The organism is Paenibacillus sp. FSL K6-1217, from assembly GCF_045040735.1.
GTDB lineage: Bacteria > Bacillota > Bacilli > Paenibacillales > Paenibacillaceae > Paenibacillus_AQ.
In genome coordinates this window covers 3,707,967-3,729,626 of the sequence record NZ_CP150271.1, presented here as the reverse complement: position 1 = coordinate 3,729,626, position 21,660 = coordinate 3,707,967, and the positions used below count along the sequence as shown (strand labels likewise).

Below are 21,660 nucleotides of genomic sequence, written 5' to 3'. Positions count from 1 at the left end.
AAAAGGAGCGAATACTCATGAACAATGAATTTATTATGCCTGCCCCGCCATTGCCGAGAACCCCAGCGGAGGAAGAGAAACTGCGCGGACGCCTGACCGGCTTCAAGGGCGGTTATGACGAAGGTTATCTGCGGGGACGGCTGGCTGTGCTGGACGGACGCCCGGAGGAGCCGCAGGCGGTAAGGAATATCCATGTGATGTATGTGGCTTCAGGCAAGGGCTATCCGTATTCTCCCCTGGATGATGCGGTACTCTTCGCCCTGCAGCGGCAGACGGCCCATGTCACGATTACCGATGTGCGCCAGAATCTGGTGGAGCTGGCTGCCGCCCAGCGCCCTGACCTCGTGCTGGTGCTGGATGGTCTGGATCTGCCGCTGGAGCAGGTAGGCATTCTGCGCGGCCAGGGCATCAGGACCGCGATCTGGCTGACAGATGATCCGTATTACACCGATTTCACGATGAAGATTGTGCCTCACTATGACTATGTATTCACACTGGAGCGCAATTGCGTTGAGATCTACCGCGGCCTTGGCTGCGCGGAGGTCCACTATCTGCCCTTCGCTGCGCACCGCGAGCATTACCGTCCGACTACCGGCCGTTCGCCGGTCATCCGGGATGTCAGCTTCATCGGGTCCGCCTACTGGAACCGGATTAATTTCTTCCGCGATATTATGCCGGAGCTGATGAGCTATAACACGGTCATTAATGGAATCTGGTGGGACCGGTTGCCTGAAGCGCCGCTCTATGGCGAGCGGATTGAGATCGGCAAGTGGATGTCTCCCCAGGAGACAGCTGTAGCCTACAGCGGCTCGAAGATTGTGATCAACCTTCACCGCTCGCATATCGACGATGCCGTCAACAACAACACGCTGTATATTCCGGCCGTATCGCCGAATCCGCGTACGTTCGAGATTGCTGCCAGCGGCACGCTCCAGCTCAGTGATTCCCGTGACGACCTCGGTTCCTTCTACAAGGTGGGCGAAGAGATCGACACCTTCTCGAGCCCCCGCGAGCTAATGGACAAAATCCAGTACTATCTGACGCATGAGGAGGAGCGCCGGGAGATGTCCCTCCGCGCCTTTGAACGGACGCTGAGGGATCACACGTACACCAGACGCCTGAGTCAGCTGCTTACTATTATTTACGGGTAGGCACGCGGAGCTTTTGTAGAACAGGCTGTCAGCAAAATGTGCTTATCACAGGGGACAGGTGTCGTGCCGGCATCTGTGCCGCCTCAATATACTGGAGTACCGGGCAGAGATGTTAGCCTGCCAGCCAATATACCCGTCCAAAGCGGGTGCAACGTAGAGTGATATTGGATGATGTGCATTTAAAATTAGGAGGTGAATGGCTGCTCCACAGCCCTTCCCAGGGGAGCGCCGAGACACCATGGCCGACAAAGCGACGATCGTCCTCTTTTCCCATGTCTCCAACACGCGCAGTATTACGGGTGCGGAGAAGCTGCTGTTATTCTTCAGCCGGGAGCTGTCTCCGTACTTCAATTGTATCCTCGTAGCCCCGCAGGACGGGAAGCTGACACAGCTGGCCCGGAGCTATGGTCTTCATGTCCGGCTGATGTCTATTCCGCTGGTCTATGGAGTGTACACCCCTTATGCCGGTCTTCCGGCAGATATCCGCAAGCTGCAGGAGGGCCGGGAGTATCATGAGCTGAGTAACTGGCTTGCGGAGCTCCGCCCGTCTTTCGTGATCACCAGCACCTGCGTGCACGCCTTGCCGCCGATGGCAGCGAAGTCACTGGGCATACCGGTGATCTGGAAGATCTCGGAGACCATTACCGACAACGAGTTCACCCCGATCAGTGTAGAGCTGATCCATAACAACAGCGATGAGATTCTGGCGATTTCACAGACGGCGGCAGCGTGCTTCCCCGAGGATATCCGTGAGGGTAAGGTGACCCAGCTTCCTCCGTCATGGAGTGACGCGGATATGATGTTCGAGGCGTGGAGCAAGCTGCGCGGGGAACGGCGGAGTGAGCTGAAGATCGCCCCGGCGGACCCGCTGATCGGCTATGTCTCTTCCTTCATTAATAAGGAGAAGGGGCTGGAGCATTTCGTCCAGATGGCAGTCCTGGTGCATGAGCAGCATCCGGCTGCCCGCTACCTCGTAGTGGGCACTCCCGGAGATAAAAGCTACTATGAGCGCTGTGTGCGCAAAGTGAAGCTGGAGGGTCTGACCTCCCGCTTCCGGTTCGTCGGCTATGAAGAATGTCTGCCCGCCGCTTACTGTGCGATGGACCTGCTTGTGGTCCCCAGCCTGATCCGTGAAGGCTTCGGCATGACCGCGCTGGAGGGCTATGCCTTCAGTAAGCCGGTCGTCGCTTATGATTCCGGCGGCCTGCGCGAGATTCTGAACGCCGCAGGCTGCGGGAACCTGCTTGTGCCTGTCGGAGACATCGGCTCGCTGGCCGGGCAGGTGAACGCGCTGCTGGCCGACCAGGCGATGGCGGCCGACATTGGCCGGCAGGCGCGGGAGCTCATCGATGCCGTCTACGGCCCGGCGGCTTACCGCACCCGGCTGCAAGGCTTAGCGGAGAAGTGGCATCTCCGCTACTGCCTCCAGCCGCCGCAGCCTGCCGGCGGCCCCGCAGTCCCGCCCGCAGCTGCGCCGGCGGGCGGGAAGGATACCCCCGCGGCAGCGCCGCCGCGGGGCAAGGCCGGGCGCCGCGCCGCACGGCTGCGGGCTGCGAAGCTTCGGCGCGGCAGGCTGCGCCGCGCCAAGTCCCGGAGCGGCGCGGCGGGAACGCGCCCGCGCCGCAAGAAGCGCGCGGCAGGCTCCGCGCGGCGGCGGGCCGGCGGCGGCAAGAAGCGCCGCGCGGGCCATGCCGGAAGCCGCCGGGGCAAACGGCGGCGTAAGGCATCCTGAGCAGCCTGCCCGGTTCCATTAGGGCAGGCCATAATCAAAGGGGAGTGAAGCCATGAAGATCATGACGATTCTGGGCACACGGCCCGAGATCATTCGTCTTAGCGTCATCATTCCGCTGCTGGACCGGTATGCCGAGCGGCATGTGCTGGTGCATACTGGACAGAATTTCACGGCCAGCCTCAGCGGGGTATTCTTCGCCGAGCTGGGACTCCGCGCACCGGACTATGTGCTGCAGGATAAGCAGGCCGGACTCGGGGGCCAGCTGGCCGCCATGTTCGGCAGCCTGGAGAGCATCCTGCTTCAGGAGAAGCCGGACCGCGTGCTGCTGCTGGGCGACACCAACAGTGCGCTGTGTGCCATTCTGGCCGAGCGGATGGGCATCCCTGTGGTGCATATGGAGGCAGGCAACCGCTGTTACGATCTGAAAGTGCCGGAGGAGAAAAACCGCCGTATCATAGATGCCGTCTCCACCATAAATATGCCGTATACCCAGCAGAGTAAAAGACATCTGCTCAGCGAAGGGTTCCCCAGCCAGCGGATCGTGTTAACCGGCAATCCCATCCATGAGGTGATTTCGCATTACGAAGAGCAGATCGCAGCCAGTGACATCCTGTCCCGGCTGAAGCTTGAAGCAGGCCGGTATCTGCTGGTGACTGCCCACCGGGCCGAGAATGTCGATGATCCGGCCGCCCTGCTCCAGATTATGTTCGGACTGAACCTGGTGGCGGAGCATTTGGGACTCCGCCTAATCTGCAGCATCCATCCCCGTACACGCTCCAAGCTTACGGAAGAGTTGGCGCTGAGCATGAACCCGCTGGTGGAGTTTCATGAACCCTTCGGATTTTTTGACTTTGTTCATCTTGAACGTTATGCCCTGTGCGCCATTACCGACAGCGGCACCGTTCAGGAAGAATGCTGCCTGATGGGAGTGCCTACGGTGACCATACGGCGGACGACAGAGCGCCCGGAGACCGTCGATTGCGGAAGTAATGTAGTGTCCGGGGTGGAACAGAACAGCATTCTGCGCTGCACCGTGCTGATGACGTCGCTTAAGCCCGATTGGGAGGCGCCCGAAGGGTATCTTGCCCAAGGTGTCTCGGTTAAGGTAGTTAAATTTCTGCTTGGAGGGAACCTGCATGTTCAATAATAAACGGATTCTGGTTACAGGCGGTACCGGTTCCTGGGGGCATGAGCTGATCCGGCAGCTGTTGCCGCAGCATCCCAAAGAAATCATCGTATTCTCCCGCAGTGAGTCTGCACAGGTAGCCATGAGCCGTGAATTTGAAGATAAGCATCTCAGCTTCATCATCGGCGATATCCGTGACAAGGATGCGCTGGTGGCGGCCTGCCGCGGTGTGGATTATGTCTTCCATCTGGCCGCGCTCAAGCATGTTCCTGTCTGCGAGGACCAGCCGTACGAGGCGCTCAAGACGAATGTGGTCGGCACACAGAATGTCATCGAAGCGGCGATTGCCAACAATGTGGAAAAGGCGATCTACATCTCTACCGACAAGGCGGCCAATCCGTCGAACTTCTACGGCATGACCAAGGCCATCGGCGAAAAGCTGTTCGTCTATGCCAATCTGATCGGCTCGGGCACCAAATTTGTCACCGTGCGCGGAGGCAATGTGCTGGGCACGAACGGCAGTGTGGTCCATTTGTTCATGAAGCAGATTAAGGACAAGGGACAGGTGCGGATCACGGATATGAACATGACCCGGTTCTTCTTCACCCTGCGCGATGCCATTACCCTGCTGTTCAAGGCCTCCGATGTCAGCATCGGCGGCGAGATCTTCGTCATGACGATGCCGACCTGCCGGATCGTGGACTTGGCCGATGTGCTGATCGAAGCTTCAGGCCGGACGGATGTCAGTATGATCGAGACCGGTATCCGCCCGGGGGAAAAGATTCATGAGATCCTGATGAGTGATTTCGAGAGTCTGACTACGGTGGTCTACGATGAGCAGTACCTGGTGATTCTGCCCACGCTCGACATGCCGGAGCTGAAGGAGCATTACCGTCATTACCCCCAAGTATCCTTCAGCAGCTTCAGCTCGGAGAATCATCTGATGGAGCAGGCTGAAATCAAGGATATCCTGATCCGGGGAGGGTTCCTCCAGTGAAACTCCTTATCCTCGGCGGTAATGGTATGGCAGGTCATATGCTGGCGGAATATTTTCGCCGCCAGGGCAAGCACCACATTTTCCATACAACCCGGGATAAGAAGGATCTTGGAGGGTTGTATGTAGACGCCGACGACATCGCCGGTGTAGAGAAGCTGGTTGAAATTGTCTCGCCCCATTGCATTATTAATGCGATGGGGGTACTCAATCAATTCGCTGAACGGGACCGGATCGGCGCGTATCATGTCAACGGGTTCCTTCCCCACCGCCTGCGGCGGGCGGCGGACCAGATCCATGCCCGGCTCATCCACATCAGCTCCGACTGCGTGTTCGAAGGAACACGCGGCGGATACACGGAGGAGGATGCCGCTGATGGAACCTCGGTCTACGCCCTCACCAAGAGTCTTGGAGAAGTGCGCGATCCCGGACATCTCACGATCCGCACCTCCATTATCGGGCCCGAGATCCGCTCCGGCGGAATTGGACTTCTGGAATGGTTCCTGGCGCAGAAGGGCCGGGTAAGCGGATATGAAGGCGTGATGTGGAATGGAGTCACTACGCTGGAGCTGGCCAGAGTGATCGATTCCCTGCTGGACTCGGATCTCTCGGGGCTGATTCACTTAGCCCACCCGCAGCCCGTAAGCAAATATCAGCTGCTGCAGATGATGCAGACGGCCTTTCATAAAGAGGATGTTGAGATTATCCCGCAGCAGACACCGGTTCAGGACCGGACGCTGATCAGCACGAGAAGCGATGTCACGATTGAGCTGCCTTCTTATCCCCGGATGCTTAGCGAGCTTGCCGAATTTATGCGCAGCTCAGAGCTGCCGACATGAGTGGGCGGCGGCGTCTGCTAATTACCGGAGCTGGCGGCTTTACCGGCAGGCATGCTGCGGCTTATTTTGCCGCTGGAGGGGCGGAGGTGACTGCTGCAGTCCGCCGCAAGGCAGCGGCGGAGTTATTCCCTGACGGCGTTCAGCAGTATGTCTGCGACTTGGGGGACCGCAGGGCAGTGGCGTCAATGATTACAGAGGTGAAGCCGGATCAGGTGCTGCACCTGGCAGGCAAGAATTCGGTCCCGGAGTCCTGGCGGGACCCGCTGCTCTACATGGAGACCAATGTAATGGCTACTCTATATTTGCTTGAGGCGCTGCGTGTTCAGCCGGCCAGCCGTATTCTGGTGGCCGGCTCCCGGCTTAAGTATAGACCGGGCGAGGCAGACCCGCCTCACCCCTATAGCCTCAGCAAGACGCTGGAGGAGCTGGTATCGCTGGCCTGGGGAACGCTGTTTGCACAGCCGGTGCTGATGGCAGAGCCATCGAACCTGATCGGTCCGGGTCCGTCCACCGGCTTCTGCTCCCTGCTGGCACAGCATATCGTGCGCAGTGAAGCGGCCGCCGTAACCGGAGAGGCAGCTCCTGCTGCTTTCCGGCTCTCCTCGCGCCATGCGCTGCGCGACTTTCTGGATGTGCGTGATGCGGTCAGGGCGTATGGCTTCATTCTGGATTCGGGGGAGACCGGCAGAATCTACCGTATCGATTCCGGGACAGAGCGGGAGCTTGGGGAGATTGCAGAGAAGCTGCTGGCTCATGCCGCAGCTCCGGTTGCCATGGACTGGGGCCCGCAAGAGAAGCAGAGACGGGACAATGATTCCCGGTCATCTGCCGTTCCGGCGAAGCCACCGTTTGAATCTGCTGATACAAAGGTACCGCCTGCAGAATCCGGGCGCTATGCTGCGGTTCCCGGCTGGAAGCCGGAGATTGCGCTGGACCGTTCACTGGCGGATATTATCGGCTATACAAGGGCCGGTAAGGAAGGAAGGTTGTTATGAAGCCCAGAGTATCCGTAGTTATTCCTTTTTACAATTGCCCTTATATTGAGCAGGCGCTGCAGAGCGCCATATCCCAATCCTGGCAGCCCTATGAGATTATCGTAGTGGATGACGGTTCAACGCAACACGCGGAGCGGATTACCCCTTATCTGCCCCACATTCATTATCTGGGCAAAGCCAATGGAGGCACCGCTTCGGCGCTTAACCACGGCATTGCCCATGCCACGGGAGATTATGTGGTCTGGCTCAGCTCGGATGATATGTTCTATCGTGACAAAATCAATAATCAGGTTCTGTTCATGGAACAGAACCGTTTGCTGATCTCTTATACCAACTTCAATTACATTAACAGCAACTCGCAGGCTACAGAGCTGAATGCTGCGGCTGTATTTCCGAACCAGCTTGAATATCTGCGCTGCTTCCTGTACGGCAATCCCATCAACGGCTGTACGGTGATGTTCAAGCGGGAGATCTTCGGGGCCATCGGGATGTTCGATGAGGCGCTGCCGTATACCCACGATTATGATCTGTGGTACCGGGCCATTCTGAACGGTTATGCGCCGGTGATGCTGAACCAGTCCTTGACAGCTTACCGCCGGCATGAGGGAATGGGCACGCTCAGACATTACGACGTCATCATGGCCGAAGCGGCAGCAACCAGTGCCCGTTATCACGCTCCGTTAAGCGCCTTGATAGCTTCCATGGGCGGCTAGGTGCCGGAGCGTATGGCCGGCACCGCAGTACAGCCCAAGACCAAGCAACTAACGCTTAGGAGGGAGAGCACATGTACCGGGAGATCGAAGTGAAAGACTTCCTGCCCGTCCTGCTGGAGCAGCTGAAATTCTCCGAGAGTATCCTGGATATCGGCAGCGGTACCGGTACGCTGCTGGAGCGGTATGAGGCCACTGTGGTGCTGGGGCTGGATATCCACAGGCCTTATCTGCTGCACCGTAAATACAAGGCCCCTCATATCATTCCGGTTCATGCCGATGCGGGCCATATCGATAAGCTGTTCCTGCCGGGAACCTTCTCTGCGGTCACTCTGATCGATTCTCTGGAGCATTTCTCGATGAGTGAAGGCATGGAGCTGCTGCGTAAGGCAGAGCTTATCGCTGCGAACCGTGTGATCGTCTTTACACCACGGGGATTCTTCCCGCAGGAGGGGAAGGACCATTTCAATCTGCATGGGGAGCATTACCAGAAACACTGGAGCGGCTGGGAGCCTGAAGACTTTATGAAGCTGGGCTACTCAGTAACTGTATTGAAGGGCTTTCACCATGCGCAGAATCCTTCATTCCGGGAAGCCTTCGGTGAGAATCATGCGCCGCTGGACGCCCTGCTCGCCTGCAAGACCGTATAAATGAACTCAGGGAGGAGGCCGGGGCATGAATCAGAAGACCAGGGTCTCGGTGGTGATTCCGTTCTATAATTGCCCCTACGTGCATCTGGCGGTCGAAAGCGTGCTGGCCCAGAGCTACACGGATATCGAGCTGATCGTGGTGGATGATGGTTCAACGCTTCATATGGAGAAGCTTGAAGCTTATATGAGCCGGATCGTGTATGTCCGCAAGACCAACGGAGGCACCGGCTCGGCGCTCAATAGGGGAATTGAGGTGGCCAGCGGAGCTTATTTTGCCTGGTTAAGCGCGGATGATCTGTTCCATCCGGACAAAATCAGACGGCAGATAGAAGCCATCCGCGCCACAGGAACCTCCTTCAATCATACCGCTTATTATTATATCAATGAGCTTGGGGAACGGTTCTCTGAAATCATCCGTATGCCGGCCTACAGCAGGCCGGCTTTCATTGAGACTATGATGTCCGGCTGTCCGGTTAACGGCAGCTCGGTGCTGTTTGATATGAAGATCCTCTCCACGGTTGGACGGTTTAATGAGCATCTTTTGTATACACAGGATTATGACATGTGGCTGCGGACTCTGCCGCACTATGAATGGTCATATATCGAAGAGCCGCTGCTGGATTACCGTGTGCATAATGAGATGGGCTCTGTCTTACACAGGGAAGCGCAGGCCCGGGAAATTGCCATGGTGCAATTCATGCACAAGAGCAATCTGACGCAGCTGCTGAGAAAGGAGAGAAGGAATTGAGACTGACTTTTCCGGTCCTGACCTTATCCAGAGGCGGCGCGCAGCGGATGATAGCGGAGCTGGCGAACGCTCTGACGGTTATTGGCCATGAGGTTATTATTCTTATGCCCAGCCTGGGTGTCGTGGAATATGAGATGAAATGTCCGATTATCCCTGTGCCCGCTCCGGTTCTTACAGAACATCATTTTCCTTACGGAGATGTCATTATCTCCAATTTTTATACAACTGTTCCGGTTGCCGAGCGGGCCAGCCGGCAGGGCAAAGGGCTGCATATCCGGCTGGCCTTATGCTATGAGCCAAATTTTTTGCCGGATAATAATCAGTCATTCGCTTCTTACAGCATTACCCGCAACCTGCTTGTACTGTCACGCTGGCAGCAGGAGGTCATACGGATCAATCACGGCGTTAAGGGCAGAATTGTTCCGGTTGGCGTTGCTCCGGATTTCCATAATAGGCATATACGCGGCAATGGCGACCGGCCACTGATCGTTTCGGCCATCATGCGCCGTCCGGAGGGTGGCTTTTCGGGCCACCGGGAACAGGAATACCTGCTTCAGCAGCTCGATATGGTCAAGCGGCTTCATCCTGAGGTGGAGATCTATATCATGACACCCCCTGCTGAATATGCCGCTTCCAGGAGTTTGCAGGTATTGCTTAACACCGGGCGCTATCAGCTTCGGACACCCGGGGATGACACGGAGCTGGCCTATCATTACAATGAGACAGATATTTTTGTCAGTTCAAGTACCAATGATGCCGGTTCATTGCCGGGGCTTGAAGCGATGCGCTGCGGTGCCGCACTGGTTACCGTGTATGCAGGGGGGAATCTTGAATACTGTGCGCACGGGCAGAACTGCCTGATGTCGTACCGTCATGAGAACCGTCTTGCTGCGGATATCGTGACGCTCATTAAGGACCCGGAGCTTCGCCTGCGTCTGGCCGCCAGGGGAGAGCAGGATTCCCTGCAGTTCACCTGGGAGAGAAGCGTGCAGGTTTTCCAGGCGGAGCTGTTTGAAATAGTGTCCAGACAAGGCGCGTGAGGCCTCCGGCCCCTGGCGCAACACAATACACAGAGAAACCTTCAACCCCGGTTGGCGATGGGGATTGAAGGTTTTTTTTGGCCGGCAGACTGTAGTCAAAAGATAGAGAAGGAGTTCATCATCTCGCGGAAGGAATGCGCGTACTGATCGAATCCGAAATGCGTAACCATATGCTGACGGCCCTGATAGCGTATGGCTTCACGCAGCGCAGTATTATTCATCAGCTCCAGTCCTTCGTTCACGGCAGCCTCCACATTGCCAATCGGATAGAATTTACCCGTAATATTATGGGTGATGAAGGATCTGACCCCGTCGGAATCCGTACTCAATACAGGACAAGAACAGCAGACAGCCTCAGCTACGGCATATCCGAAGCCTTCTGTGACAGAGCTGGACAGCAGGAAGCCTCCTGAAGCGGCAATCGATGAATAATAGACAGGCATCATCTGATTGGGTATATTCGTGAACACATTCAGCCGGTCATTCAGGCCAAGAGCATGCAGCTCTTCATGAAATGCCGCCTTCTGGTCCTCGGCGGCCAAGCCCGGATCATGGAACATCCAGAGATGGAGGTTAGGTTTGGCTTGGCGGATATGATAGGCAACCTTCAGGTACTCGCTCCAGTTCTTATTGGGCTCCAGCCGCCCTACCCAGGCGATCACGGGATCAACAGGCGCCTCGGCGGGGATATACTGGAATTCGTGGACGTCCACGAGGTTCGGGATGACATAGCGCTGGAGCCAGGGGCAGATCTCGATGAACAGCTCCAGTAAATGATCGGTGGGGGGAATCAGCACAGCATTGCAGTAGGATTGCAGATAAGGCACGGACTCTATAATCACATTACGGGCTTCGCTTCGTGTTCCCAGACCCTGAGACTCGTAGATCAGGATCCCGCCATACCCCAGCCGGCGCAGGCGTTCCAGCAGCAGATAATCGGAGGTGACGATGATGGCGTCATAATGATGGGTATTCAGTATGGATCTGATATCTTCATCATGCGGAGTGATGAATACCGGAAAGCTTACACTGTTGTGGGTGCCGGTCCCCGCCATGAGATAGAGGACATGGCATTCAATGCCGTTCTTCTGAAGACTCTCACACCGCAGCCTGTTCAAGGTCTCGACCCCGCCGCTTGGTACATAAAACGTAAATAGAATTTTCAAGCTTACCCCTCCTGATCTGGACTGCCTGCGGAGACATACAGTCTGCTGTTTTATAAGATACGCCGGATTACTCTTACATGTGACTGTGGGGCGGCATTGCCAAATCCTGCTCTGGATAGCCCGGCAGCAGGGGAGCCATGCTAAGGTTGTTACGCTGCACTTACTTACTTCTGTGATGGGGGATGAATGAATGTTGCGATCGAAATTAGGTTTGTCAGTTACTGCGGCACTGCTGGTTGGTGCCATCAGTATTACCGGTTGCGGTACCAACAACTCTGCAAGCGACAACGGTAATATGCAGACCAAAAATGTACGGGGGGCAGACGGGCGTATTCACGTAAACTCTGTACGGAACGGGATGCGCGATGATGACTTCGGCAGCATGGAGATGAGCAAGGAATTGGCTGACCGTGTAGCGGCCATGCCGGAAGTCCGTTCGGCTAACGTGATTATGGTTGGCAGAAGCGCTTATGTCGCTGTAATGCTGGAGAATGCTTCGGGCGGCGTACACACCCGGAATACCACCCGGGAGATGGCTACGGGAAGAGGGACAGCTGCCGGCGTTCCCGGAATGACGGGTACAGGCGGTTCGATGGCTGGAATTCCGGGGAGCCTGACAGGCACCGGGACTGTCGGCGGTACAGGCATGGCGGCTCCGGAAAATTATCCGGGGAACGGCAACAACGGGATCATGTCCGGCAGCAATATGACGGATGGACGGCATATGAAGCGTGATATCGATGAGAGCCTTGGGGGCACCGTTGGAACACGCAGCGTGTCACCGGGTACGGGAGCTGCTATCACGGATAGAGACACGCTTACCGGGGAAGTTAAGGACAAGATCGCCGCAGAGGTGAAAAAAGGAAACACTTACGTGAAGAACGTCTATGTCTCGGCGAACCCGGATTTCGTGGAACGGGCCGATTATTATGCCCGGGAATTCCGTGCCGGACATCCGCTCAAAGGCTTCGCGAATGAATTCCGCATTATGGCCGAACGCATTTTCCCTGCGCGCAGCGGACGGTAAGCAGCATTGTGCTCTTGAATGAAGATAGTATTCCAGCGGGATATGAGGCTTATTCAGATGACGGGCACACACAGGCAACAGTGTAATGAAGACAGACGCAAACAATGCAGCCACCGTTCCCGGAAAGCCGGGTGAGAGGGCTGCATTGTTGTGTTTACAGGTTACCGGATCAGGCCTCCAGCTTGCGTCCGCCGATCCATACGCCGCGCAGATTCAGCTCTTGGTCCAGCTGCAGGATATCGCCGCGCTTGCCAGCCTCAAGTGTTCCGATAGAACGCTGCAGGCCGAGCGACAGCGCCGGATTAAGGCTGGCTGCCTGCGAGGCTTCGGGCAGGCTGAGACCGACCTCCTGAACCAGATAACGGAAGCCTTTGATCATCGTCAGTGTGCTGCCGGCCAGCGCTTCGGGATGCTCCTTGAGGGTGGCGATCCCGTCCTTGACGATGACAGGCAGATCGCCGATGGCATATTCTCCGTCGCTGAGTCCGGTCGCTGACATGGCATCTGTGATCAGCAGCAGATTGTTGTTGTTCTTCAGCCGGGTGATGATGCCGATGGCTGCCGGATGAACATGGATGCCGTCGGCAATCACCTCGGCTCTGATCCGGGGATCGAACAGGACGGCCCCGGCCGTCCCCGGCTTGCGGTGATGCAGCGGCGTCATGGCGTTGAACATGTGCACCGCCTGATTCAGTCCGGCATCAGCCGCAGCAATCACCTGCTCGAATGTGGCATCGGTGTGTCCCAGCGCAGCCGTAATGCTATGCTTGCGCAGCCACTCTATAGCTTCCAGAGCCGCTTCACGCTCAGGGGCCAGGGTGACCTGGCGGATCATTCCCGGATACCGTTCCTCCCATTGCTCCAGCCACTCTATATTAGCCGGTACGATGTGCTCGGGATTCTGCGCTCCAGGCCATCTTACGCTGATGAACGGTCCTTCCAGATGTACGCCTGCCAGCCTTGCATAAGGCATGCCGCCTTCACGGGTGCGATAAGCATCCACCTCAGCCAGTACTTGATCGATATCTGCCTTGGCAGCCGTCATGGTTGTAGCCAGCATAGAGGTCGTCCCGTGTGAGGCGTGGAACCGTGTGATGGTGTCAATAGCATCTGCATCGCTGTACATGAAGTCATGTCCGGCTCCGCCATGCACATGCACATCGACGAAACCGGGGATCAGCAGACCTTGCGGCTCCCGGGTGGCTATATGCCAGCCCTCATAGGCTGCGGGCAGCCAGGCAGCTTCTCCGGCATATTGGATCAAGCCTTCCGCTACGGCAACTACACCCTGCTCAATAATTCCGTCAGGAGTCAGCACTTTGCCGTACAACAATTCTCCGCGCGTACCGTTTATTTCAGCCATTTGGCAGCTCCTTCATCCAGCAGCACGACCACATTCGGATGGCTCTGCAGCAGCGAGGCGGGACACTGGGTGGTGATTGGACCCTCCAGCGCATTCTTAACCGCTTCGGCCTTCTCTTCCCCGCGGACAAGCAGGACAATCTGCTTCGCCTTGAGAATGCCGCCAATCCCCATCGTTACGGCTTGGCGCGGCACATCCTCCACACGCTCGAAGAAGCGGGCATTGGCCTCCCGGGTCTCTTCCAGCAGGTCAACCACATGCGTCCCGCTGCTCAGGCTGGCGTCCGGCTCATTGAAGCCAATATGGCCGTTGCTGCCGATGCCGAGAATCTGGAGATCCACAGGGCCGTTATCCTCCAGCATCCGGTCATAGGCCAGACATTCGGCTTCCAGATCGGGGGCATTTCCGTTCGGGACATGGGTGCGGGCCAAGTCGATATCAATATGGTTGAACAGATGCTCATTCATGAAGCTGCGATAGCTCTGCGGATGATCCACAGGGAGCCCGACATATTCATCCAGGTTATAGGACGAGGCTTTGGCGAAGCTGACATTGCCCTTGCGGTGCATCTCCACCAGCTTCTCATATACCCCGACAGGTGAGCTTCCGGTAGCCAGTCCCAGAACGGCTCTGGGATTGCTCTGCAGCAGACTGGCGATCAGGTTGGCTCCTGTAGCTGCGAAATCTTCTTCATGCTGAAATTTCAAAATATTCATTAGATTTGACCTCCCCGTTTATGACGGTAATGTTGGACGTTCCTGTAGGACTGCTCCAGCTTGGGGATGAAATCCCCGAACCGGGTACTGACCATGCCGGTGAACAGAATATCGATAATATGCAGCTGTGCGATTCTTGACGCCATATCGCCGCGCCGCATGCCTTGCTCAAGGGACGAGGAGAACAGCGGAATATCGGCCAGCGTAGCCAATGTGCTGCTTCCATAAGAGGTTAACGACACTGTGGCAGCGCCGCTTGCGGCCGCACAGGTTAAGGCATCGACTGTCTCCGGGGTCTCCCCCGAATACGAGACCGCGAAGGCCACATCGCCGGAAGAGAGCGAGGAAGCGGAAGTGATCTGCATATGAGAATCGGCAAAAGCGGTGCAGTTCACGCCAATGCGGATCAGCTTCTGATAGAAATCCTGGGCCACGATGGACGACGTAGCCATCCCGTACAGATCGACCCGCCGCGCCCGGCACAGCAGATCAATGACCTGCTGCAGCCGTCCCAGATCCAGCAGCGAGGTAGTGTCCCGGATCGAGGCCAGGTGGTTGGCCTGCATCGCTTCTACAATGAATGGCAGCGGATTACCAGCGACGATGTCCTGATAAGAGGAGCTGCCCGCCTCCGGCGAGCCGTCGCTATGCGCCAGCTCAGCCGCCAGCTTGAGCTTGAAATCGGGATACCCCTTGAAGTGCAGCGCTTTGCAGAAGCGCGTAATCGTCGCCGTGCTGATGCCGCATGCCTCAGCCAGCTCCGTGATGCCCATATGGACAATTTCCCCGGGCGAGGCCAGAATGCGTTCAGCCAGCTTGCGTTCCACTTGTGACAGCTTGGGCTTGCCATGCTCCAGAGCATGCAGAATGGGAGACAAGCACTCACCTTCTTTTCTATAGATTGCTCAAGATTACTCATGAAATTATTTTACATAATATATACATAGATAAAGAAAATTATTTTCATATTCAGGATAAAACAAATTGCGGAAGGTTGCAATAGGCAGTTTGGTTTGGGGTGGAATGACACACAAAAAGCTGCAATCTGCGTGTTGAAGGCACACGCACAGATTGCAGCTTTTACATAACAAGAGTGTTTACTTAGTGATCCCGCCAGCAGCCTTCGTCCTGTTGGCAGGACGTCTGCCGCGCAGCAGCTCCCATAGAATGAAGACGAGAATGAGCAGCTGCGGGATGGTGGTCTCCCAGGTCGGATACATGCCAAGCCAGCCGATGGAAGGCAGACTGTGCCCGTTATGGGCGGGCAGCTTACCGGCGATCTGTAAGGCATGGAGGCTCTCACCGAGAAAGCGGAACACCAGATAGTAGATCAGCACTGTAGCAGCGCGGAAGAAGGCGGCAACCGGCAATTTGGCACTTAGTACAATCATGGCATAGCCGAGGATGATCAGAACCACCAGGGCACTGCCAATCCCGAGCAGCAGCTGAGAGGTGTTAATGGCCGGTGCCATCCCTGCGTAGAAAATCGTAGTCTCCGCCCCTTCGCGCAGAATGGCCAGCGCAGCGATGAAGAACAGGTACCACAGATTGCCTTTGGCCAGGGCCCCTTGCATCTGGCGGTCCACATACTTATTCCAGGCTGCCGTGCTGGATTTGCCGTGCAGCCAGCGGCCGACGGTGAGCATCATGACCACGGCAACGAGGCCGGTGATGCCTTCGATCAGCTCACGCGCTCCGCCGGAGGCGGCTTGGGAGAGGGAATAGGTCAGCAATACGGCGAGCCCGATGCTTGCGGCCAGACCTGCCGCCGCGCCGGACCAGACCCAGCGGCGGGCCGCCGGTTCTGCTTCCCGGCGCAGATAGGCGAGGAGAGCGGCGAGTACAAGAATCGCCTCCAGCCCCTCGCGCAGCAGAATGAGTGCCGCATCCCACGCGGTATATGTCCGTTCCCCGGCCAGCGGCGTCAGCTCAGAGAGCATCGTGTCCATCAGCGGTAGCGCTTGGTTCAGCTTCGGAGGGCTGGAGAGCAGATAGCCGGTGACGGCAGTGCTCTCATTCTCAATGCTGGCGTAGACTGTGGGCGAGGCAAGCTGCACCTGGCCTTCTGCCGATGGCCAGGCGGCGATGAACTGCCCCATTACCTCAGCGGCTGCTGCGCTGTCTCCGGCCTGGGCGGCGGCGGAAGCCTGCTTCAGATAGCTGATCAGCCCCTCAATGGAAGCCGGCTCCGCTGGCGTGCCTCCGGTATCGACGGCCTTGCCTTCGCTGTAGTCGGACAGCAGGGCCGCGAGCGCCCCGGATTCCGCCTGCGCGGCCTCCGCGCGGACCGGCTCTGCCTGCAGCGCAATTCGCAGCAGGCTCATCTTCGTCTCCAGCAAGCCGTAGACGGCGGGATTGTCCGCCCGGATGCCGCGTTCCGCCGGCGTCCATCCGTTCACCACGGCGCGGTAGGCTTCCGCCGCCGCTGCCCAGTCGGCGCTGCGCGCCGCATCCCGCGTGCGCTCCGCCGCGGGCAGCAGCTTCGCCGCCGCTGCGCGGCCGGCAGCGCCCGGGGCACCGCCGCCTTCGCCTGCAGCGGCGGTGACGAACGCGTCCACGCTGCGGGCGAGCGTGGACAGGGCCGTCTTGGCGGGCGCTCCGCCGCCGCCCGCCAGGGCTTCCGCCGCAGCGGCCAGCGCGGCGTCCACCTCGGCCGCCGGACCGGCGAGTGCCGGGTCCGGCTTGCTCTCGTTCGCGCTGCGCCACAGCGCCGCGAACGATTCAATATCGGCCGCCGCCGCCTCCCAGCGGCTCTGGCCGGCCTCGACCAGCGCGCTGCCTACAGGCGGCAGCAGCTCATCCAGCGGCGCGCCTGACGCAGAAGCCGGCGCGCCGGGCAGCAGCACAAGCAGGCAGAGCAGCAGCAGCGCTGCCCGGATCTGCCGCCAAGAACTCTGTGTAACTGTGAGGATCATCGGGATCATTCCCTTCAAGTTTAGCGAGGAGGGGTCACTTGTAACGGACTCAGCTGCGCTTATTTTAGCAATATTAACGTTTCTGCAAGTTGAACGGACTCAGTGGAGCTTATGTACAAATAATTGGGAGGAAAACGCCCGCCGTAGCGGAAATAAGCGCCGTGCAGTCCGCTCGAGTAGCTGAATATGCTCGAAAAGAGAAAATAAAGGCCTCTCTGTCCGTAACGATCAGCTACCTGTCCGTCCTCTCCGGTCCCCGAATCGCCGCAGCTCCGGTCCCCGAATCGCCGCAGCTCCGGTCCCCGAATCGCCGCAGCTCCGGTCCCCGAATCGCCGCAGCTCCGGTCCCCGAATCGCCGCAGCTCTGGTCCCCGAATCGCCGCAGCTCTGGTCCCCGAATCGCCGCAGCTCTGGTCCCCGAATCGCCGTTGCGCTTCTGGCCTCAGAATCTCCATGGCTCCTGCTTCCTCAGCGTCACCCGTCACAGCCTGGGCATTTCATCCCTCGAGCAGCAGCTCCCCGATATAGCCGCCTTCGCGTACACCCGGGAAGCAGGCGAACACAGCGCTGCCGGTGTGAACCATATATTCATTCAGCCGGTCATTTTTGGAGAGGCGCTGCTGGATGCTGACGAACTGCTTCATCAGGTCCTTCTGGAAGCTGATGAATACCAGTCCGGCATCCAGCTGTCCGGTCTTGAGATCCATGCCGCTGGAATAGGAGTAGGAGCGGCGCAGCATTTTGACCGAGCCGTCCCCGTGGGCGAGAGCGGAATGGGAATCCGGCGGAATAAGCGGCTTGCCGGCGGCATCGGCTGCCTCCAGATTCAGCTCGGCGAATTCATCCTGCGCTCCGATCGGTGCGCCGCTCTGCCGGTGCCGCCCGAAGGTGGCCTCCTGATCGCTCAGGGAGGAGCGGTCCCAGACCTCAATACGGAAACGTACGCGGCGCAGTGCAAGATACGTGCCCCCGTTCATCCAGGCCGGGCCATCCGCGCTGCCGCTCCAGACGATATTTCGCATCTGCGCCTCATCGGTGACCCCGGGATTCCCGGTGCCGTCCTTGAAGCCGAGCAGATTGCGCGGCGTGCCGCCTGACGGGTCGGCACTGCCGCTGCGCTGGAAGCCTTCCTGTGTCCAGCGCAGCACTGCCGTGCCCCGGGCGATACGGGCCAGATTGCGGATGGCATGGAATGCCACCTGCATATCATCGGCGCAGGCCTGCACACAGAGATCGCCGCCGCACCACTGCGGCTCCAGGCTGTCGCCTGTGAATGCCGGGAGCTCGGTGAAGGAGGCAGGCCGCTTCCCGGCAAGGCCGAAGCGGCTGTCGAACAAGGCCGGACCTGCGCCGAAGGTAAGCGTGCACTTGGATGGGGTAAGGCCATCCGCTTCGCCGGTGTCGGTAGGCGGAAGATTGGGTTTGTCATTCGCTGTGCCGATCATCGTGCCTGAGGTCAGGGCGGCGGCAGCGGCGGTCCAGGCCTCCAGCAGTTTTTTCACATCACTGACCTTGGTGGTCGTCAGATCAAAGGAGGCGAAGCACAGAAAATTCTGCGCAGGGGTAAGGATACCCGCCTGATGCTTTCCGTAGAACGGAATGCGATCTGTTGCTGTGTACTGCGCAGAAGCCGCAGGAACAGCCGGAGCCGCCGCCTGGCGCGCAGCCAGAATGCCGCCCACACCGCCTCCGCCGAGCAGCAGGCCGAGGCCCGAGGCACCGGTAAGCCGCAGCATATCGCGGCGGCTGAATTTGGTATTGAACAACTTGGACTCCGGCGCAGGAGTCCTGCTGTCCGCGTCGGCGTGACTCCGGGGATTCTTGTCTTTCTTATTCATACCGTCACACTCCCAGAATCGTTCCCATATTGGATAACGGCTCGGCCAAGGCATCCAGATTCTGGCTTAACTTCCGGACCTCGTCTTCTTTCAGTGTTTCGTAAGACACATATCCATCCCCGGATTTGAACGGCGCAAGCTCATTCATTAAGGCTGTGAACCGCTCGCCGATGGTTTGCGCAAGGTCCGGGTCTTTTTTGGCCAGCTCCGGCTGGAGCAGCTCATAGATCTTCCGGGCCCCCTCCACATTCGCCACAAAATCATACAGATCCGTATGGGAATAACGCTCCTCTTCCCCTGTTACTTTGGAGGAGGAGACCTCATTCAGCAGCTCAACAGCCCCGGTAACGAGCAGATTGGCATCGACTCCGGCCGTCTCGACCTTGGCGCGCAGCAGCTGCGCATCCTTCAGCAGGCGGTCCGCGACCTCCGTCATTCCTTCCGTTGTATGATTCTGCCAGAGCGCCTGTTCAATCTTATGGAAGCCGCGCCACTGCGCTGCATCCACATCATTCTCACGGGCATCTATATTCGGGTCCAGATCTCCAAGCGCTTCAGCAATCGGCTCGATCCGTTCATAATGCATACGCGCCGGAGCATACAGCGCCTTGGCTTCTTCCAGCTTGCCCGCCTTGACGGCATCTGTGAAGCCCTCGGTCTGCTTGACGAACGCATCGCACTGTTCAATAACGTATTTCCGGTACTCGTCGATGGCAGTAGTGAAGTCGGCCGCCGTTCCGTCCGGGGCTGTGGTGGCTGAAGGTGTGCCGGCGGCCCCGCCCCCGGTCCCAGCTGCGGCATTATTTCCGGAGTTATTCCCGCCGTTGCCATTGTTGCCATCGTTATTACTGTTATCCTTGCTTGCGCATCCGGCAAACAGGAGGGAAGCTGCAAGCAGACCCGCAGGTACGGCATGACTAATCTTCATGGATTATGGACACTCCTTCTGTTAATGATAATCATTATCAATGATGGACTTATCATAATTCTCGAACCTTTACCTGTCAATGAAAATGTGATAATTATCATATTCATGCCGATTCGCACAAATGAAATAACAAAAAACGCCTCCGGCTAACCAGAAGACGCAGATATTATCTGAATTCCTGTACAAAATGCAACACTCTACTCATAACCATGGCCCAAATCAAGTTTTGTTGTAGAAAAGACAGCAATTTCTCTGTTTTTAGGAGAGAGTCTTGTAAATTCCTGTTTTTTATACAACATTCCTCTCGGACATCCGGCTATTCTTGAATCAAAGTTGTAATACCTACAACAATGTGTAATCCCGAAAACTCCTGAAATCCTACAATAGCTCAACCGCCAGATCTGTTACTACACCGTGGACCGCTCAATAATCCGGTAGTCCAGCTTGCGGTAGACCGGCTCGGGGTGCTCCGAGTGAATCTGCTCATGGATGATGCGGAAGGCGGCGGCTCCCATCTCATACAGATGATTGTCGATGGTGGTAATCTCCAGCAGCCGGCCGATCGGCTGATTATCGAAGCCCATGACCGCGAGGTCCCCGGGGATGCAGAGACCCGCTTTGCGCGCTTCAATGATCAGCCCTGCCGCCACATGATCGCCGGTGATTATCAAGGCTTCCGGCCGCCGCGGCATCCTCAGCAGTGACCGGGCAGCGGCTGCGCCGTCCTCCTCCGTTAGGCAGTCATAGATCATCCATTCCTCTTCAAAAGCCAGCTGATGCCCAGCAATGAATTCGCGGTAAGCGGCCTGCCGGATCATGGCGCTGCTGCCGCCCTGACGGCCCTCGCAGTAACCGATGGAGCGGTAGCCCTTGCCGGTCAAATACTCCAGCCCCTGCTTGAAAGCCGCATAATGCTCAATATAGACAGAGGAATAGCGGCGCTCACCGCTGTCCTGGCAGGTGACGACCGGACCGTAGGCCGTATACTCCTCGATGATGTCTGGCTTCAGCGCAGTAGATACAATAACGACACCGTCAATCTCTTTATGGCGCAGCATCTCCAGCACTTTGATTTCTTCTTCTTCCCGGTAATTGCTCTGGCACAGAATCAGCCGGTATTGCGAGAGCAGCGCCTCGTGGGCAATTCCATTCATAATAATCGAGAAATAAAAAGCATGAATATACGGAACAATCACCGCCACCGCACCGGTGCGTCCGGTAATCAGATGAACGGCGTTCATATTGCGGGTATAGTCCAGCTGCTCGATCGTTTGCAGTACGGCAGCTCTTTTGTCCTTGCTGACATACGGATGATTATTCAGCACCCGCGAGACGGTGGTGACGGATACTCCGGCCATCCGGGCGATTTCTTTAATATTAGCCACGTGCGTCTGCGCCTCCTGTGTGAGACTGGTATGTCATTATTTTACCATAGAAATGAACAGCTTTTCCGGCCTATAAAAAGCTTGCTATGGAATCCATTTCATACATTACACTGGGGGTGCAACAGCAATCTCTACCGGAGAAACCGGCGTGACCGCAAGGGCGTGACGGACCGGTACAGCTTGTTGCTGTAACCGAATTCTATACCATTTGCCTGCCGGCTGCCGCCCTTGATGTCTAAGGAGCTGCGGCTGTTTTTGCTGCGCCCTGGCTGCAATATGCCGGGATTGTCCAGACTCCGCTCCTGCCCCCGCCCAATTTAATGCTGCGACAGCACCA

20 protein-coding genes are annotated in these 21,660 nt (G+C 57.5%); 11 read left to right on the top strand and 9 right to left on the bottom strand.

What is annotated here, in order from left to right:
• Positions 1–17 precede the first annotated feature (17 nt).
• The 10 genes from MHH28_RS16395 (at position 18) to MHH28_RS16350 (ending at position 9,985) form a co-directional block, all read left to right on the top strand.
• Entirely contained in the window at positions 18–1,151 is a 1,134-nt protein-coding gene (locus MHH28_RS16395) for a glycosyltransferase (RefSeq protein WP_405116745.1), read from the top strand.
• Between the two features lie 238 nt (positions 1,152–1,389).
• Positions 1,390–2,883 (top strand): glycosyltransferase family 4 protein, encoded by a 1,494-nt coding sequence (locus MHH28_RS16390; protein WP_405116743.1) that lies wholly within the window; start codon positions 1,390–1,392, stop codon positions 2,881–2,883.
• A gap of 52 nt (positions 2,884–2,935) precedes the next feature.
• Complete coding sequence (gene wecB / locus MHH28_RS16385) at positions 2,936–4,030, top strand: non-hydrolyzing UDP-N-acetylglucosamine 2-epimerase (protein ID WP_405116742.1); 1,095 nt, start codon at positions 2,936–2,938, stop codon at positions 4,028–4,030.
• Positions 4,020–5,006: a polysaccharide biosynthesis protein gene (locus MHH28_RS16380; RefSeq protein WP_405116740.1), complete on the top strand. Its 987-nt coding sequence runs from the start codon at positions 4,020–4,022 to the stop codon at positions 5,004–5,006. The genes wecB and MHH28_RS16380 overlap by 11 nt, the downstream gene beginning before the upstream one ends.
• The gene (locus MHH28_RS16375) at positions 5,003–5,842 is read left to right on the top strand and encodes a dTDP-4-dehydrorhamnose reductase family protein (protein ID WP_405116738.1); all 840 of its coding nucleotides are present in this window, start codon (positions 5,003–5,005) and stop codon (positions 5,840–5,842) included. Before MHH28_RS16380 ends, MHH28_RS16375 begins: the two co-directional genes overlap by 4 nt.
• On the top strand, positions 5,839–6,837 hold the full coding sequence (locus MHH28_RS16370; protein ID WP_405116736.1) for an NAD-dependent epimerase/dehydratase family protein: 999 nt from the start codon (positions 5,839–5,841) through the stop codon (positions 6,835–6,837). Before MHH28_RS16375 ends, MHH28_RS16370 begins: the two co-directional genes overlap by 4 nt.
• On the top strand, positions 6,834–7,550 hold the full coding sequence (locus tag MHH28_RS16365; RefSeq protein WP_405116734.1) for a glycosyltransferase: 717 nt from the start codon (positions 6,834–6,836) through the stop codon (positions 7,548–7,550). The genes MHH28_RS16370 and MHH28_RS16365 overlap by 4 nt, the downstream gene beginning before the upstream one ends.
• A 71-nt stretch (positions 7,551–7,621) precedes the next feature.
• Positions 7,622–8,197 carry a class I SAM-dependent methyltransferase gene (locus MHH28_RS16360; RefSeq protein ID WP_405116732.1) on the top strand — a complete coding sequence of 192 codons (576 nt, stop codon included), beginning with the start codon at positions 7,622–7,624 and terminating at the stop codon, positions 8,195–8,197.
• Between the two features lie 25 nt (positions 8,198–8,222).
• The gene (locus MHH28_RS16355; protein WP_405116730.1) at positions 8,223–8,945 is read left to right on the top strand and encodes a glycosyltransferase family 2 protein; all 723 of its coding nucleotides are present in this window, start codon (positions 8,223–8,225) and stop codon (positions 8,943–8,945) included.
• The gene (locus MHH28_RS16350) at positions 8,942–9,985 is read left to right on the top strand and encodes a glycosyltransferase family 4 protein (RefSeq protein WP_405116728.1); all 1,044 of its coding nucleotides are present in this window, start codon (positions 8,942–8,944) and stop codon (positions 9,983–9,985) included. The genes MHH28_RS16355 and MHH28_RS16350 overlap by 4 nt, the downstream gene beginning before the upstream one ends.
• Positions 9,986–10,080: 95 nt before the next feature.
• Here MHH28_RS16350 and MHH28_RS16345 read toward each other — a convergent pair whose 3' ends face one another.
• Positions 10,081–11,151, bottom strand: coding sequence for a glycosyltransferase family 4 protein (locus tag MHH28_RS16345; RefSeq protein WP_405116725.1), 1,071 nt, complete (start codon positions 11,149–11,151; stop codon positions 10,081–10,083).
• A gap of 190 nt (positions 11,152–11,341) precedes the next feature.
• Between MHH28_RS16345 and MHH28_RS16340 the strand changes: the two genes are divergently transcribed.
• Positions 11,342–12,178: a YhcN/YlaJ family sporulation lipoprotein gene (locus MHH28_RS16340; protein ID WP_405116722.1), complete on the top strand. Its 837-nt coding sequence runs from the start codon at positions 11,342–11,344 to the stop codon at positions 12,176–12,178.
• Positions 12,179–12,347: 169 nt separating this feature from the next.
• Here the strand turns inward: MHH28_RS16340 and nagA are convergent, their stop codons facing one another.
• The 8 genes from nagA to MHH28_RS16300 form a co-directional block, all read right to left on the bottom strand.
• Positions 12,348–13,541, bottom strand: a complete 1,194-nt coding sequence (gene nagA / locus MHH28_RS16335) for an N-acetylglucosamine-6-phosphate deacetylase (protein WP_405116719.1) — start codon at positions 13,539–13,541, stop codon at positions 12,348–12,350.
• A complete protein-coding gene (nagB, locus tag MHH28_RS16330) occupies positions 13,529–14,257 on the bottom strand; it encodes a glucosamine-6-phosphate deaminase (RefSeq protein ID WP_340994254.1) in 729 nt (242 codons plus the stop codon). The genes nagA and nagB overlap by 13 nt, the downstream gene beginning before the upstream one ends.
• Positions 14,257–15,135, bottom strand: a complete 879-nt coding sequence (locus MHH28_RS16325) for a MurR/RpiR family transcriptional regulator (RefSeq protein WP_405116715.1) — start codon at positions 15,133–15,135, stop codon at positions 14,257–14,259. Before MHH28_RS16325 ends, nagB begins: the two co-directional genes overlap by 1 nt.
• Positions 15,136–15,354: 219 nt before the next feature.
• Positions 15,355–17,181 carry an FTR1 family protein gene (locus MHH28_RS16320; protein ID WP_405117138.1) on the bottom strand — a complete coding sequence of 609 codons (1,827 nt, stop codon included), beginning with the start codon at positions 17,179–17,181 and terminating at the stop codon, positions 15,355–15,357.
• A 50-nt stretch (positions 17,182–17,231) separates the two neighbouring features.
• Positions 17,232–17,657 carry a hypothetical protein gene (locus MHH28_RS16315; RefSeq protein ID WP_405116712.1) on the bottom strand — a complete coding sequence of 142 codons (426 nt, stop codon included), beginning with the start codon at positions 17,655–17,657 and terminating at the stop codon, positions 17,232–17,234.
• Between the two features lie 12 nt (positions 17,658–17,669).
• Positions 17,670–19,010 (bottom strand): iron uptake transporter deferrochelatase/peroxidase subunit, encoded by a 1,341-nt coding sequence (gene efeB / locus MHH28_RS16310; protein WP_405116709.1) that lies wholly within the window; start codon positions 19,008–19,010, stop codon positions 17,670–17,672.
• Between the two features lie 4 nt (positions 19,011–19,014).
• Positions 19,015–19,938 (bottom strand): iron uptake system protein EfeO, encoded by a 924-nt coding sequence (efeO, locus tag MHH28_RS16305; RefSeq protein ID WP_405116707.1) that lies wholly within the window; start codon positions 19,936–19,938, stop codon positions 19,015–19,017.
• A gap of 407 nt (positions 19,939–20,345) precedes the next feature.
• A complete protein-coding gene (locus tag MHH28_RS16300; RefSeq protein WP_405116705.1) occupies positions 20,346–21,323 on the bottom strand; it encodes a LacI family DNA-binding transcriptional regulator in 978 nt (325 codons plus the stop codon).
• Between the last annotated feature and the right edge of the window lie 337 nt (positions 21,324–21,660).

What these genes read in the sequence shown, in the direction of transcription:
- MHH28_RS16360 (WP_405116732.1), top strand. Translation starts at nt 7,622, where the DNA reads ATGTACCGGGAGATCGAAGTGAAAGACTTCCTGCCCGTCCTGCTGGAG.
- MHH28_RS16340 (WP_405116722.1), top strand. Translation starts at nt 11,342, where the DNA reads ATGTTGCGATCGAAATTAGGTTTGTCAGTTACTGCGGCACTGCTGGTT.
- efeO (WP_405116707.1), bottom strand. Translation starts at nt 19,938, where the DNA reads ATGAAGATTAGTCATGCCGTACCTGCGGGTCTGCTTGCAGCTTCCCTC.
- MHH28_RS16395 (WP_405116745.1), top strand. Translation starts at nt 18, where the DNA reads ATGAACAATGAATTTATTATGCCTGCCCCGCCATTGCCGAGAACCCCA.
- nagB (WP_340994254.1), bottom strand. Translation starts at nt 14,257, where the DNA reads ATGAATATTTTGAAATTTCAGCATGAAGAAGATTTCGCAGCTACAGGA.
- wecB (WP_405116742.1), top strand. Translation starts at nt 2,936, where the DNA reads ATGAAGATCATGACGATTCTGGGCACACGGCCCGAGATCATTCGTCTT.
- MHH28_RS16370 (WP_405116736.1), top strand. Translation starts at nt 5,839, where the DNA reads ATGAGTGGGCGGCGGCGTCTGCTAATTACCGGAGCTGGCGGCTTTACC.
- MHH28_RS16365 (WP_405116734.1), top strand. Translation starts at nt 6,834, where the DNA reads ATGAAGCCCAGAGTATCCGTAGTTATTCCTTTTTACAATTGCCCTTAT.
- MHH28_RS16380 (WP_405116740.1), top strand. Translation starts at nt 4,020, where the DNA reads ATGTTCAATAATAAACGGATTCTGGTTACAGGCGGTACCGGTTCCTGG.
- MHH28_RS16390 (WP_405116743.1), top strand. Translation starts at nt 1,390, where the DNA reads ATGGCCGACAAAGCGACGATCGTCCTCTTTTCCCATGTCTCCAACACG.
- MHH28_RS16320 (WP_405117138.1), bottom strand. Translation starts at nt 17,181, where the DNA reads ATGATCCCGATGATCCTCACAGTTACACAGAGTTCTTGGCGGCAGATC.
- efeB (WP_405116709.1), bottom strand. Translation starts at nt 19,010, where the DNA reads ATGAATAAGAAAGACAAGAATCCCCGGAGTCACGCCGACGCGGACAGC.
- MHH28_RS16355 (WP_405116730.1), top strand. Translation starts at nt 8,223, where the DNA reads ATGAATCAGAAGACCAGGGTCTCGGTGGTGATTCCGTTCTATAATTGC.
- nagA (WP_405116719.1), bottom strand. Translation starts at nt 13,541, where the DNA reads ATGGCTGAAATAAACGGTACGCGCGGAGAATTGTTGTACGGCAAAGTG.